Source organism: Geodermatophilus poikilotrophus (assembly GCF_900111455.1).
Lineage (GTDB): Bacteria > Actinomycetota > Actinomycetes > Mycobacteriales > Geodermatophilaceae > Geodermatophilus > Geodermatophilus poikilotrophus.
This window is the reverse complement of record NZ_FOIE01000006.1, coordinates 233,598-247,600: the sequence shown is the minus strand read 5'-3', so window position 1 is coordinate 247,600 and position 14,003 is coordinate 233,598. Positions and strand designations below refer to the sequence as shown.

Genomic DNA, 14,003 nt, shown 5'->3' with positions numbered 1-14,003 from the left:
CACCGCTCCGTCCCCGCGGTCCTCAGCACCGCACGGCGGCCACGTGCCCTCCCCCAGCCTCAGCCGGCGCTCGATCGCTCAGCTCCCGACCACGCGCTCCTCGAGCATGCGCCTCACGGTCGCGGCGTCGGCCTTGCCGCGGGTGGCCTTCATGACGGCGCCGACGAGCGCGCCGAGGGCCTGCACCTTGCCGCCCTGCACCTTGGCGACGACGTCGGGCGCCCCGGCGATGGCGGCCTCGACCGCGGCGACCAGCTCGTCGGACTCCCCCATCACCGCCAGGCCGCGGGCCGCGACCACCTGTGCCGGGTCGCCCTCACCGGCGAGCACGCCGTCGAGCGCCTGCCGGGCCAGCTGGTCGTTGATCGTCCCCTCCGCCACCAGGCGGGTCAGCTCGGCGACCTGCCGCGGGGTGACGGCGAGCCCGGAGAGCTCCACGCCGGCGTCGTTGGCGCGGCGGGCCAGCTCGCCGAGCCACCACTTGCGGGCGTCGGCCGGGGTGGCGCCGGCGGCCACGGTGGCGTCGACCAGGCCGAGCGCGCCGGCGTTGACCAGCCAGGCCATCTCGGTCGCCGAGAGGCCCCACTCCTGCTGCAGCCGCGCGCGGCGGGCGACCGGCAGCTCCGGCAGCTCGGCGGCGAGCTTCTCCACCCACTCGGCGTCCGGGGCGACCGGCACCAGGTCGGGCTCGGGGAAGTACCGGTAGTCGGTGGCCTCCTCCTTGCTCCGCCCCGGCGAGGTGCTTCCGGTGTCCTCGTGGAAGTGCCGGGTCTCCTGCAGCACCCGGCCGGCCGCGTCGAGGACGGCGGCCTGGCGGCGCATCTCGTACCGGACCGCCCGCTCGACGCTGCGCAGGGAGTTGACGTTCTTGGTCTCGGTGCGGGTGCCCCACTCGAGGCTGCCGACCGGCGCCAGTGAGGTGTTCACGTCGCAGCGCAGGGAGCCCTGCTCCATCCGGACGTCGGAGGCGCCGAGGGTCTGGATGATGTCGCGCAGCTCGCTGACGTAGGCGCGGGCGACCTCGGGGGCCCTGGCGCCGGTGCCGGGGATCGGCCGGGTGACGATCTCGACCAGCGGGATGCCGGCCCGGTTGAAGTCGACCAGCGAGTGCGAGGCGCCGTGGATGCGACCGGTGGCCCCGCCGACGTGCAGGTTCTTGCCGGTGTCCTCCTCCAGGTGCACCCGCTCGATCTCCACCCGGTGGGTCTCGCCGTCGACCTCGACGTCCAGGTGGCCGGCGGTGCACAGCGGCTCGTCGTACTGGCTGGTCTGGAAGCCCTTGGGGATGTCCGGGTAGAAGTAGTTCTTCCGGGCGAAGCGGCACCAGGAGGCGATCCGGCAGCCCAGCGCCAGCCCGATGCGGATGGTCGCCTCGATGGCGGCGGCGTTGGCCACCGGCAGCGAGCCGGGCAGGCCCAGGCAGACCGGGCAGGTCTGGGTGTTGGGCTCGGCGCCGAAGGTGGTGGCGCAGCCGCAGAACATCTTCGACGCGGTGCCCAGCTCGACGTGGGTCTCCAGGCCGATGACCGGCTCGTAGCGGGTGAGGATCTCGTCGTAGTCGACGAGGGTGTCGCTCATCTCGGGTTGGTCTCCTTCGGGCCGGTGCCGCGGCCGTCGGGCCGCGAACGCCCGGTCAGCACGGCACCGACGGCGGTCAGCAGGCCGAGGACGATGAAGACGGCGAAGAACACCTCGCCGGTGACGATCCAGCCGATCAGGCCCACGAGGACGACGAACGCGGTGAGGGCCCAGGCGGCCTTGAGCGCGCCGTTCACGCCGCCGCCCGCCGGGTGAGCTCGTCGAGGAACCGGGAGCCGCGGGCGGCGTCCAGCGCTGCCTCGACCGCGGCGGCGACCCGGTAGCAGCGGTCGTCGGCCAGCGCCGGGGCCATCACCTGGAAGCCGACCGGCAGCCCCTCGGACAGCCCGCACGGCACCGAGATCGCCGGCAGCCCGGCGAGGCTGGCCGGCAGGGTGCACAGGTCGGCGGCGTACATCGCCAGCGGGTCGTCGACGCGCGCGCCGATCGGCCAGGCCACCGTCGGGCTGGTCGGGCTGACGAGCACGTCGACGTCGTCGAACGCGCTGGTGAAGTCCCGGGTGATCAGCGTGCGGACCTTCTGCGCCTGCCCGTAGTAGGCGTCGTAGTACCCGGCGGACAGGGCGTAGGTGCCGAGCACGATCCGCCGCTTCACCTCGGGGCCGAAGCCCTGCTCACGGGTCAGCGACATGACCTCCTCGAGGGAGTGGCTGCCGTCGTCCCCCACCCGCAGGCCGAAGCGCATGCCCTCGAAGCGGGCCAGGTTGGACGACGCCTCGCTCGGCGCGATCAGGTAGTAGGCCGGCAGCGCCAGGTCGAACGCCGGGCAGGACACCTCGCGGACCTCGGCGCCCATGCCCTCGAGCAGCTCGACGGTCTCCCGCACGCGGTCCAGGACGCCAGGGTCGTAGCCGTCGGTGTGCCCGTCGCCGCCGAGCTCGCGGACGACGCCCACGCGCAGGCCGGCCAGCTCACCGCGCGCCCCCTCCTGCACGGCCGTGACCAGGACCGGCGCAGGAGCGTCGATGCTGGTCGAGTCGCACCGGTCGTGCCCGCCGATCGCCTCGTGCAGCGTCGCGGCGTCGAGCACGGTGCGCGCCATCGGGCCGGCCTGGTCGAGGCTGGAGGAGAACGCGATCAGCCCGTACCGGGACACCGCGCCGTAGGTGGGCTTGTGCCCGACCAGGCCGGTCATCGCGGCCGGCTGGCGGATCGAGCCGCCGGTGTCGGTGCCCAGCGCCCACGGCGCCAGCCCGCCGGCGACCGCGGTCGACGACCCGCCGGAGGAGCCGCCGGGGATCCGGTCGGGGTCCCACGGGTTGCGGGTCGGGCGGTAGGCGGAGTTCTCGGTGGAGGAGCCCATCGCGAACTCGTCCATGTTGGTCTTGCCCAGCAGCACCGTGCCGGCGGCTTTGAGCCGGGCGGCGACGGTCGCGTCGTAGGGTGGCCGCCAGCCCTCGAGGATCTTCGAGCCGCTGGTCGTCGGCACGCCCTCGGTGACGAACACGTCCTTGAGCGCGACCGGCAGACCGGCCAGCGGGCCGAGCTCCGCACCGGCGGCGCGGGCGGCGTCCACCTCGTCGGCGCGGGCCAGTGCGGCCTCGGCGTCGACGTGCAGATAGGCGCCGAGGACGCCGTCCTGGGCGGCGATCCGGTCGAGGTAGGCCCGGGTGAGCTCGACCGAGCTGGTCTCGCCGGCCGCGAGCCGGCGGCCGAGCTCGGCGGCGTCGAGCTGCGTCAGGTCGGTGTTCACGGGGGCGGTCACTCCTCCTCCCCGAGGATCTGCGGCACGCGGAACCGGTCGTCCTCCGCCGCGGGCGCCTGCGCGAGGACGACGTCCCGCGGCAGGCTGGGGGTGACGACGTCCTCGCGCGTGACGTTGGTCAGCGGCACCGCGTGGGTCATCGGCGGGACGTCGCCGGTGTCGGCCTTCCCGACCGCGGCCACGGCGTCGAGCACCGCGGACAGCTGCCCGGCGAAGTGGTCGAGCTCCTCGTCGGTGAGGGCGAGCCGGGCCAGCCGGGCCAGGTGGGCGACGTCATCACGCCCGAGTCCGGCGACGTCATCACGCCCGGGTCCGGCGACGTCATCACGCCCGAGTCCGGCGGACGCCTGCGACTCGGCCGTCTCCTGCGTGGAGGGGGTGCTCATGCTGGGGCGGAACTCCAGTCCGTCGGCGCTCGGTGGGCGCTCGTCACGACGTTCGGAACCCCGCCACTGTACGTGGCGAGCCTGCCGCGCCGGTCGGCCGGAGGCGGTGCCGGGAGGTCGCTCGACCGGCGGGCGGTCGATGGGGGAAGCTGTCGCCGCCCACGATCGACGGAGATCGGCCGACCCCCGAGCACGGAGGAACCGTGTCCCATCTCCTGCGGCTGGTCGTGCCCGACCGCCCCGGCATCCTCGGCGCCGTGGCCACGGCGCTGGGTGAGGCCGGCATCGACATCGTGTCGGTGGACGTGCTCGAGCGCGGCGGCGGCGTCGCGGTCGACGACATCGTCGTCGACCTGCCCCCCGGCCGGCTCCCCGACAGCCTGATCACCGCCGCGCAGCGGGTGCCGGGCGTGCAGGTGGAGTCGTTGCGCCCCTTCGCCGGGCCGCTGGACACCCACCGCGAGCTGGAACTGCTGGAGTCGCTGGCCCGGGCCGCGGAGGGCACGGCGGTCAAGCTGCTGGCCGCCGAGCTGCCCCGGGTCTTCCACAGCGGCTGGGCCGCCGTCCTGTGCGGGGCCGGCGACCGCCCGTGCGAGGTGCTGGCCGCGTCGGACGCCGCGCCGTCCTTCGACGGGATGACCCTGCCGTGGCTCCCGCTCACCAGGGCACAGCTGCTGCCCAGCGAGGCGGACTGGCTGCCGGAGCGCTGGCGCGAGATGGCCATCGAGATGATGGCCACCCCGTTCACCAGCCCCCGGACCGCCGTGGTCATCGGCCGCTCCGGCGGGCCGGCGTTCCGCCGCTCGGAGCTGCTCCGCCTGGTCCACCTCGCCGGCATCGCGGCCAGCGTCGCCCACCTGCCCCCGGCCTGAGGCCCCGCTGCGGGGTCCCGCGCTCAGCCTGCGGAGCGTGGGGGCAGCGGGGTCCTCCGTCAGGCCCCGCTCGCGTCGCCGCCGTCGCCGATCGTCGCCACCGCGCGGGCGGCCTCCGGGCCCTCGTTCAGCAGCACCCGGAAGCCGTCGTCGTCCAGGATCGGCACCTTGGCCTGCACCGCCTTGTCGTACTTGCTGCCCGGGTCGGCGCCGACGACGACGAAGCCGGTCTTCTTGCTCACCGAGCCGGTCACCTTGCCGCCGCGCTCCTGGATGGCGGCGATCGCCTGGTCGCGGCTGTGGTCGCGCAGCGAACCGGTGACGACGACGGTCACCCCGGTCAGCGGTCCGGGCCCGGCGTCCTCCCCCTCGTCGGCCATCCGCACCCCGGCCGCCCGCCACTTCTCGACGACCCCGCGGTGCCAGTCGACGGCGAACCACTCCGTGACCGACCGGGCGATCGTCGGCCCGACCCCGTCGGCAGCGGCCAGCTCCTCCTCGGAGGCCTCGGCGATCCGGTCGAGCGAGCGGAAGTCGCGGGCCAGCGCCTGCGCGGCGGTCGGGCCGACGTGCCGGATGGACAGGGCGACCAGCACCCGCCACAGCGGGACGTCCTTGCGGGTCTGCAGGTTGGTCAGCAGCTTGCGGCCGTTGGCCGAGAGGGTGCCGTCCTTCTTGGTGAAGAACGCCGTGCGCTCCAGCTGCTCCTCGTCGAGGGAGAAGACGTCGCCCTCGTCCTCGAGCAGGTGCTCCTCCAGCAGCGCGATCGCCGCCTCGTAGCCGAGCACCTCGATGTCGAACGCACCCCGGCCGGCGACGTGGAACACGCGCTCACGCAGCTGCGCCGGGCAGGACCGGGCGTTCGGACAGCGGATGTCGGCGTCACCCTCCTTCTCGTGCCGCAGCTCCGTGCCGCACTCCGGGCAGTGCGTGGGCATCTCGAACTCTCGTTCGTCGCCGGTGCGCGCGGCGACCACCGGGCCGAGCACCTCGGGGATCACGTCGCCGGCCTTGCGGATGACGACGGTGTCGCCGATCAGCACGCCCTTGCGCTTGACCTCGCTGGCGTTGTGCAGGGTGGCCAGCTGCACCGTCGACCCGGCGACCTTCACCGGCTCCATGTACGCGAACGGCGTGACCCGCCCGGTGCGCCCGACGTTGACCCGGATGTCCAGCAGCTTGGTGGTGGCCTCCTCCGGCGGGTACTTGAAGGCGATCGCCCACCGCGGGGCGCGCGAGGTCGAGCCCAGCCGGCGCTGCAGCGCCACCTGGTCGACCTTGACGACCACGCCGTCGATCTCGTGCTCCACCGAGTGCCGCTGTTCGCGGTAGCGCTCGATGTAGGCCCACACGCCCTCGAGGTCGTCGAGCACCTCGACGCGGTCGCTGACCGGCAGGCCCAGCTCCCGCAGCCGTGCGTACGCCTGCGACTGCCGCTCTGGGCTCAACCCCTCGCGCGCGCCGAGCCCGTGCACGACCAGCCGCAGCGGCCGGGAGGCGGTGACCCGCGCGTCCTTCTGCCGCAGGGAGCCCGCGGCGGCGTTGCGGGGGTTGGCGAACGGCGGCTTGCCCTCGGCCACCTGCCCGGCGTTGACCTCGGCGAACGCCTCGACCGGGAAGTAGATCTCGCCGCGCACCTCCAGCAGCGGTGGGACGTCGTCCCCGGACAGCTGCTGGGGGACGTCGTCCATGGTGCGCACGTTGGCGGTGACGTCCTCCCCCGTGACGCCGTCCCCCCGGGTGGCCGCGCGGAGCAGCCGGCCGCGCTCGTAGACCAGGTCGACCGCGACGCCGTCGACCTTGAGCTCGCACAGGTAGACCGCCGCCGAGCCGACCTCGCGCTCGACCCGGGCCGCCCACGCCGACAGCTCGTCGCTGGAGAACGCGTTGTCCAGGCTCTGCATCCGCTCCAGGTGCCGTACCGGGGCGAAGGTGGCGGTGAAGCCGCCGTTGACCTTCTGGCTCGGCGAGTCCGGCGTGACCAGCGCCGGGTGGGCGGCCTCGATCGCCTTGAGCTGCCCCATGAGCTCGTCGTACTGGCCGTCGCTGACCAGCGGCGCGTCCTGCACGTAGTAGGCGAACGCGTAGCGGTCGAGCTCCTCGGACAGGTCGCGGTGCCGGGTCCGCGCGTCGTCGGGGACCTCGGTGACGTCCGCCCGCTCGGTCGCCGCTTCCACACGCGGGGTGTCGGCCAGCGGCTGGTCCAGCTCGGCGTCGGTGGTCACGCCGGAACGGTATCCGGCGGATACGACGGCGAACCGCGCCGCCACGACGGTCACCCGGTAGGGGCGACCCCGGCCGGCGGGCGCTCCGGGGAGCGGTCCCCGCGCCGGGGCGGGCGGACCTCGAACAGCGAGAACAGGCCCAGGAGCGCCGCGAGGACGCCGAACCCGACCCGCCCGTCCCCGACCTGGACCCAGGCCACCACGAACAGCGCGAGGGCCGCCACGCCGTTGGCGAGCCGGTAGCCGGCGGGCCGGTCCCGACCCAGGCGCGCCCAGCGGTCGACCCAGCTGCCGCTCCCCGGAGCCGGGGCGTAGTCGCCACGGACGGCGGCACGCACGCCACCGGCGATCCCCCGCCCCTCCACCCGTTCGGCGCCGGCGACCTCCCGGCCGGCCAGCAGGTCGGGCACCTGCTCCGGCAGGCCCAGCAGCGTGGCCAGGCGGCCCAGCACCTCGGCCGGCGAGCCGGGGTCGGCCAGCACCGCGGCCGCCTCGTCCACCGGCCGTCCCGTCTCCCGCGCGAGCACCGCCGGGTCGCCGGGCGCGACGCCCCAGCGGTGCCGGTCGAGCTCCCAGCCTCCTCGGTAGAGCACGTACTCCAGGTCGGCGTGGATCAGCCGGAGCACGAGTGCGGTGGTCCGCAGGCCCGCGGCGGCACCGAACTGCAGTGCCCGCTCCTCGGCCGGTCGTGTCCCGTCGGGGACGACCGCTGTCCACTCTGCGCCGGCCACGAGGGACACCGCGTCCCGGGAGGTGCCGACGGCCTCGCGGACGCGGTGCACGGGCGCCTGCAGCAGCAGGACGCCGTCCCGGTCCCTCAGCTCGTCGTCGTCCACCTGCAGCTCCGCCGGGACCGCGGCCCGGACGAGTCGCACGGCCTCGGCGCCGTCCCGCCAGTCGGCAGCCGCGAGCGGCACGCCGATGCCGTCGCGGCCGACGAGGTTCCACTCGTCCGCCGCGGAGCGCACCAGGCCGACCGCGTCGGTCCAGCGGACGGTGAGCAGGCGCCCGTCCCCCAGGTCCGCGCTGACGCCCTCGTCCGCCACGACGAGCACCGCGCCGCGCGGCGCTCCCCGGCGGCGGGCGGGGCGGAACACCCGCCCGCTCACCCGGTCGGCTGACCACTCGGGCAGCCGGGGCAGGCCCGGCGGCGGCTCGGTGCCCTGGGCGACCCCCAGGACCGCGGCGTCGCGCAGGGCGGTCGCTGCCGCCCGGACCTCCCCGGCCTCCAGCCGCTCGACCGCGGCCCGCAGCTCGTCCCCGGTGGCGACGGGCACACCGGTGACGCGCCCGCAGGCGCTCGCCCGCGCCTCGTCGGCGTCGGACCGCGGATCGTCGAGGTACGCGGCCACCAGTGCACGCTCGTGGTCCAGCTCGGCCGGAAGCGGACCCTCGTCGGCCAGCCGCTGCACCTCGCGCCAGAGCAGGCGGGCCACCACCGCGGCCTCCCCCGGCCGCGCGTCCGAGGACAGGACGACGACCCGGCGGTCGGCATCCAGCGACACCTGCTCGACCCCGACGGCGTAGGCGACGCCGCGGCGGGAGCGCAGCTCCTCCTCCACACGTGCCCGCAGGACTCCCGTGGTGGCCACGAGCGTTGGGCTCCGCGGGACCTCGGCGGCCAGCGCGACCCGGTCGTCGAGGGCGAGCTCGGTCCACGCCGGCGTGCGCAGGTCCCGGCGCCGGTGGGGGGTGCGCTGCGGTGCCGGCCCGTGAGCCAGCGGCAGGGAGACCTCCTCGGGCACCGGTCCGGCCAGCCACAGCGCGGCGTTCCCGGCGACGAACCACCGGCGCGCCCAGGCCCGCACGTCCTCCGCGGTCAGCGAGCGCAGGGCCGGTTCCCGCACGGACGCCAGTCCCGGGCCGGTCGCACCGAAGAGCTCACCGAGGAGGACGGCCACGTCGGGAGCGGCGGCGAGACCGCCCTCGCTGCGCAGCACGTCGGCGTCGACGGCGAGCCGGTCGGTGGGCAGGTCGGCCAGCGCGGCGCACACCGCCTGCAGGAAGCCGGCGACCCGGTCGGGCGCACCGGTGGCCGTGAACTCCGTGACGGTGAGGTCGACCGACGCGTTGCACTCGGTCGTCGTCCGCCCGAGGGCGCCCATCGTCAGGTGCTCGACCAGGTGGGTGATGCCGCCGTGGACGAAGTCCTCGTCGCGGCGGCCGACGCCGAACACCAGCCCGGCCGCGAGGGGCGGCGGACCGTCGGCCACAAACACGGGGATCCCGTCGATGGTGAGCTCGCGCACTGCGGCAGCGTAGGGCCCGGAACCTCACGGAGTGCGCACACACGCTCACTCCTCGCTCGTCTGGGGATCACTCGGGCAGCAGGTACCTCGCGGCCTCGCGGACGTGGGTCATGGCCCGGCGCGCGTAGCCCGGCGTCGCGCCGGCCAGGCCGCAGGACGGGGTGAGCGTGACGGCCTCGTGCAGCCGGTCGGCGGGGAAGCCGAGCTCCCGCCACCACGCCTGCAGCCGGGACGCGGTCGCCTTCGGCGCGGGCAGCGGCGCGTCGGCGCCCGGGACGACACCCGGGAAGAGGCGCGTGCCGGCCTCGATCGCAGTGCCGAGGGCGTCGAGGTCCTGCACCATCCCGAGGTCGAAGGAGACGGCGTCCGCCCCTGCCGAGCGGAAGAGCTCCAGCGGCGCGCGGTCGGCGCAGCAGTGCACCACGACGGGGCCCGGCAGCGCACCGACGACGGCGGCGAGCTCCTGCTCCACCACGGCCGCCTCGACGGCGGGCAGCTTGCCGAAGCCGCTCGCCGTGGGGAGCGCCCCGCGGAGGACGGCGGGCAGCGACGGCTCGTCCAGCTGCACCACCACCCGCGCACCCGGCACCCGCGCGGCGACGGCGGCGACGTGCGCGGCGAGGCCCTCGGTGAGCGACTGGGCGAGGTCCCGGCGGGCGCCGGGGTCGACGATGGCGCGGTCGCCGCGGGTGCGCTCGAGGCCGGCGGCCAGCGTCCACGGGCCGGCGGCCTGCACCTTGAACGGGCCGGTGTAGCCCTCGGCCACGTCGTGCAGCGCGTCGAGGTCGCGGGCCAGGAGCTCCTCGGCGCGACGCTGGTCGATGCCCGCGCGCGGCACCAGCCGCCAGCCGGCAGGGGTCAGCTCGACGGCGAGGTCCACCAGCAGCGCGGCGCTGCGGCCGACCAGGTCCGCGCCCGCGCCGCGGCCGGGCAGCTCGGGCAGGTGTGCGAACTCGGGCAGCTCGCCGGTGACCACCCGGAGCGCCTCGACCGGGTCGGCACCGGGCAGCGAGCCGACGCCGGTGGCCGGTCCCCACGACGGGCGTGCGGACGCCGCCTCCTCCTCGGGGGGCGGTCCGGGCGCGGGCTCGATCGGGGCTGCCACGCCCGAGACGGTAGCCCCGCGACGCCTGGCCGACGCCAGGCCGTGGCGAGGACCAGGCCGTGGCGGGGGCTAGGCCGTGGCGAGGACCGCGCCCTGGCCCAGCACCAGGTCGCCGCGCTCGGCGTCGGGTGCGTAGAGCACCGCCGACTGCCCGGGTGCCACGCCGCGCTGCTGGGCTCCCAGCAGCAGCCGCAGGCCGCCGTCGTCCCCGGCGGTGACCTCGCACGGCACCGGGGTGCCGTGCGCCCGCAGCTGGACCTCCGCGGCGAACGGCAGCGCGGGCGCGGTGCCCGTCCAGGTCGGCCGGGCGGTGCGGACCTCCCCCACCCCGGCCAGGTCGGCGGTGCCGATGGTCACCGTGCGGGTCACCGGCTCGATGCCCAGCACGTAACGCGGCCGGGAGTCGCCGACGGCGACGCCGAGGCCGCGGCGCTGGCCGACGGTGAACCCGTAGGCGCCCGCGTGCTCCCCCACCGTCGCGCCCGTGGCGGCGTCCACGACCGGCCCCGGCTGCGCGCCCAACCGCCGGGCGAGGAAGCCGCGGGTGTCGCCGTCGGGGATGAAGCAGATGTCGTGCGAGTCGGCCTTGGTGGCCACCGCGAACCCGCGCTCGGTCGCGATCTCGCGCACCCGCTGCTTGGTCATCGAGCCCAGCGGGAGGACCGCGCCGGCCAGCTGGTCGGCCGTCAGGACGGCGAGCACGTAGGACTGGTCCTTGGCCGCGTCGACCGACCGCCGCAGCTCCCCGCGGGCCAGCCGCGCGTGGTGCCCGGTGACGACCGCGTCGAAGCCGAGCGCCCGGGCCCGGTCGAGCACCGCGGAGAACTTGATCCTCTCGTTGCAGCGCAGGCAGGGGTTGGGCGTGCGCCCCGCGGCGTACTCGGCGACGAAGTCCTCGACGACGTCCTCGGTGAAGCGCTCGGCGAGGTCCCACACGTAGAACGGGACGCCCAGCTCGTCGGCGACCCGACGGGCGTCGTGCGCGTCCTCGACGCTGCAGCACCCGCGGGCGCCGCTGCGCAGCGTCTGCCGGTCCGGCGAGAGCGCCAGGTGGACACCGGTGACGTCGTGCCCGGCGTCGACGGCCAGCGCCGTGGCGACCGCGGAGTCCACACCCCCGCTCATCGCGGCCAGGACCCTCATCGTCGACCCATCCCCGCTCGGCGGGCGCGCTCCACGACCGGGCCGATCACGTCGAGCACCGCGTCGACGTCGGCGTCGGTTGAGGTGTGCCCGAGGCTGAAGCGCAGCGAGCTGCGCGCGCGGTCGGGGTCGGCCCCGGTGGCCAGCAGCACGTGGCTGGGCCGGGCGACGCCGGCGCTGCAGGCCGACCCGGTGGAGCACTCCACGCCGCGGGCGTCGAGCAGCATGAGCAGCGCGTCGCCCTCCGCGCCGGGGAAGGACAGGTGTGCGTTGCCCGGCAGCCGTCCCGGCCCACCGGCGACGACGTCGTCCAGCGGGGCGCCGTTGAGCTGGGCGTCGGGCACCTGCGCCACCACGCCGGCCACCAGCCGGTCACGCAGGACGGCCAGCCGCGCGGCGCGCTCCTGCCGCTCGGCGACGGCCAGCGTGGTGGCCACCTGCAGGCCGACGATCGCCGCGACGTCGAGGGTTCCGGAGCGCACGTCGCGCTCCTGGCCGCCGCCGTGCAGCAGCGGGGTGCACTCGGCCTCGCGGCGCAGCAGCAGGACCCCGGCACCCATCGGCCCGCCGAGCTTGTGGCCGGTCATGGTGAGCGCGTCGACGCCGCTGGCGGCGAAGTCGACGGGCACCTGCCCGACCGCCTGGACCGCGTCGGTGTGCAGCGGGACGCCGACGTCGTGCGCGACCCCGGCGAGCGCGGCCAGGTCGCTGACCGTGCCGATCTCGTTGTTGGCCCACATGACGCTGACCAGGGCGACGTCCTCACCGGTGCCCAGCGCCGCGTGCAGCGCCTCCGGGGTGACGCGGCCGGTCGGCTCGACGGGCAGCCAGGTGACGTCGGCGCCGTCGTGCTTGGCCAGCCACTCGACGCTGTCCAGCACCGCGTGGTGCTCGGCGGGGCTGACCACGATGCGCCGGCGGTGGGAGTCGGCGTCGCGCCGGGCCCAGAACAGGCCCTTGACGGCGAGGTTGTCGCTCTCGGTGCCGCCGCCGGTGAACAGCACCTCCGACGGGCGCGCGCCCAGCGCCTCGGCCAGCCGCTCGCGCGACTGCTCGGCGACCCGGCGCGCGGCGCGACCGCTGGCGTGCAGCGACGAGGCGTTGCCCACGCGGCCCAGCTGCCCGGTCATCGCGGCCAGCACTGCGGGCAGCATCGGCGTGGTCGCCGCGTGGTCCAGGTAGACCGCCTCGGAGCTGCTCATGACGCCGCCAGGGTAGTCCCGGCGCTGGGGACCGCCTCCCGCGGCGGAGCAGCCGCCCGCCCGGCCAGGCGCGCGCCCAGCAGCGCGAGGGCGGTGCAGACGGCGATGGACGCCGCCACCGCCGCGGGCAGGCCGAGCAGTCCCTCCGTCGCCGCCGCGACGAGGACGCCGGCCAGCCCGATGGACAGGGCCGACAGGGTGACGTCGGCGATCTGCAGGGCGGCCGAGTCCGCACCCCTGCGGTGCTCCGGTGACTGCTCCAGCAGCAGCACACCGACGCTGGGTATGCCGAACCCCATGCCGAGGCCGGCGACCGCCCAGGTCAGGTAGGCCGGCCAGCCGCCCAGCGCGGGGACCGCGGCCAGCACGGTCGCGGCCAGCCCCACGGCGAGCAGCGCGAACCCGAGGCGGAGCAGCCGCTCCCGCGGCACCTGCGGGAAACGACCCTGCAGCTGGGAGGCCAGCGCCCAGCCCACCGCGCCGGCGGTCAGCGGCAGGCCCGCGGCGGTGGGGCTGTAGCCGTGCACGGTGGTCAGCACCAGCGGGATCAACGCGTCCATGCCGAAGAAGGCGCCGGCCAGGAGCCCACGGGACGCGACCACCGCCGGCAGTCCCCGCGCGGCACGGGCCGTCCCGCGTGGGAGCAGCGGGCGCAGGCCGGCGACCAGGGCCGCCGCGCCGACGACGGCGACGGGCACCGCCGGCAGGTCCAGGCGCTGCCCGGCGTACTGCAGCGCCGCGATCCCGAGACCGGCGAGCACCGCCCACCACCGTCGTCCCCTCGCCGCGGGTGGTGGCGCGTCCGGCGCGGTCAGCGACCGGCCGGCCGAGAGCACCAGGACGGCGCCGAGGACGACCAGCGGCAGCAGGCCGAGGAAGACCAGCCGCCAGCCGGCGTGGGTGGTCACGAGCCCGGCCAGGACGGGACCCACCAGGGCCGGGAGCACCCACGCCGCGGAGATGGCACCGAACAGGCGGGGCCGCAGCGACGACTCGTAGGCCTGGCCCGCGATGACGTACAGCAGGACCACCATGACGCCGGCGCCGAGCCCCTGCAGGGCCCGTCCGACGACGAAGACCGCCATGCCCCCGGCCAGCCCGGCGACCAGCAGTCCCGCCGCGAAGGCCGCGACCCCCCAGGGCAGCGCGACCCGGGGACCGCGGCGGTCGCCGGCGTCCCCGCCGACGACCATGCCGACGACCGATGCCACGAGGAAGGCGCTGAACGGCCAGGCGTACCAGGCCAGCCCGTCGAGCTCGGCGACCGCAGTGGGCATCGCCGTCCCGACGGCCATGGCCTCGAACGCGATGAAGGTGACGAGCATGAGCAGGCCGGCCGTCGTCCGCCGGTGTGCCTGGTCGAGGATCCCCGGCACTGCGCTTCCGCCCACCTCTCAGCCAACCCCGTCGGCACCCGGGCACTTCCCGCCGGACAGACGTCGAGCGCCGGCCCCCGACGGGAACCGGCGCTCGACGCCGCGACGTGCTGGAACGGCCTCGCTGCAGGGGCCCGCGCC

The 14,003-nt window shown here is 76.0% G+C and carries 11 protein-coding genes; 1 reads left to right on the top strand and 10 read right to left on the bottom strand.

All coding sequences use genetic code 11. From position 1 onward, the window contains the following. Positions 1-78: 78 nt before the first annotated feature. Genes gatB through gatC form a run of 4 tightly spaced genes read right to left on the bottom strand, consistent with a single transcriptional unit; the run spans position 79 to position 3,690 of the window. Positions 79-1,578, bottom strand: coding sequence for an Asp-tRNA(Asn)/Glu-tRNA(Gln) amidotransferase subunit GatB (gatB, locus tag BMW27_RS15255; protein WP_091445532.1), 1,500 nt, complete (start codon positions 1,576-1,578; stop codon positions 79-81). Then, positions 1,575-1,775 (bottom strand): hypothetical protein, encoded by a 201-nt coding sequence (locus BMW27_RS15250; RefSeq protein WP_091445531.1) that lies wholly within the window; start codon positions 1,773-1,775, stop codon positions 1,575-1,577. Before BMW27_RS15250 ends, gatB begins: the two co-directional genes overlap by 4 nt. Continuing rightward, entirely contained in the window at positions 1,772-3,292 is a 1,521-nt protein-coding gene (gatA, locus tag BMW27_RS15245) for an Asp-tRNA(Asn)/Glu-tRNA(Gln) amidotransferase subunit GatA (RefSeq protein WP_091445788.1), read from the bottom strand. The genes BMW27_RS15250 and gatA overlap by 4 nt, the downstream gene beginning before the upstream one ends. Positions 3,293-3,300: 8 nt before the next feature. After that, positions 3,301-3,690, bottom strand: coding sequence for an Asp-tRNA(Asn)/Glu-tRNA(Gln) amidotransferase subunit GatC (gatC, locus tag BMW27_RS15240; protein ID WP_091445529.1), 390 nt, complete (start codon positions 3,688-3,690; stop codon positions 3,301-3,303). 203 nt (positions 3,691-3,893) lie between these two features. On the opposite strand from gatC, the gene BMW27_RS15235 reads away from it, so the two are divergent. Continuing rightward, entirely contained in the window at positions 3,894-4,562 is a 669-nt protein-coding gene (locus tag BMW27_RS15235; protein ID WP_091445527.1) for an ACT domain-containing protein, read from the top strand. Between the two features lie 59 nt (positions 4,563-4,621). Here BMW27_RS15235 and ligA read toward each other — a convergent pair whose 3' ends face one another. The 6 genes from ligA to BMW27_RS15205 form a co-directional block, all read right to left on the bottom strand. Then, complete coding sequence (ligA, locus tag BMW27_RS15230) at positions 4,622-6,787, bottom strand: NAD-dependent DNA ligase LigA (protein ID WP_175486525.1); 2,166 nt, start codon at positions 6,785-6,787, stop codon at positions 4,622-4,624. 50 nt (positions 6,788-6,837) lie between these two features. Next, positions 6,838-9,036: an insulinase family protein gene (locus tag BMW27_RS15225; protein WP_091445524.1), complete on the bottom strand. Its 2,199-nt coding sequence runs from the start codon at positions 9,034-9,036 to the stop codon at positions 6,838-6,840. Positions 9,037-9,103: 67 nt separating this feature from the next. Further along, the gene (locus BMW27_RS15220; protein ID WP_175486524.1) at positions 9,104-10,141 is read right to left on the bottom strand and encodes a methionine synthase; all 1,038 of its coding nucleotides are present in this window, start codon (positions 10,139-10,141) and stop codon (positions 9,104-9,106) included. A gap of 69 nt (positions 10,142-10,210) precedes the next feature. Beyond that, on the bottom strand, positions 10,211-11,284 hold the full coding sequence (gene mnmA, locus BMW27_RS15215; RefSeq protein WP_091445523.1) for a tRNA 2-thiouridine(34) synthase MnmA: 1,074 nt from the start codon (positions 11,282-11,284) through the stop codon (positions 10,211-10,213). After that, a complete protein-coding gene (locus BMW27_RS15210) occupies positions 11,281-12,486 on the bottom strand; it encodes a cysteine desulfurase family protein (protein ID WP_091445521.1) in 1,206 nt (401 codons plus the stop codon). The genes mnmA and BMW27_RS15210 overlap by 4 nt, the downstream gene beginning before the upstream one ends. Then, positions 12,483-13,877, bottom strand: a complete 1,395-nt coding sequence (locus tag BMW27_RS15205; RefSeq protein WP_091445519.1) for an MFS transporter — start codon at positions 13,875-13,877, stop codon at positions 12,483-12,485. The genes BMW27_RS15210 and BMW27_RS15205 overlap by 4 nt, the downstream gene beginning before the upstream one ends. Positions 13,878-14,003: the final 126 nt, after the last annotated feature.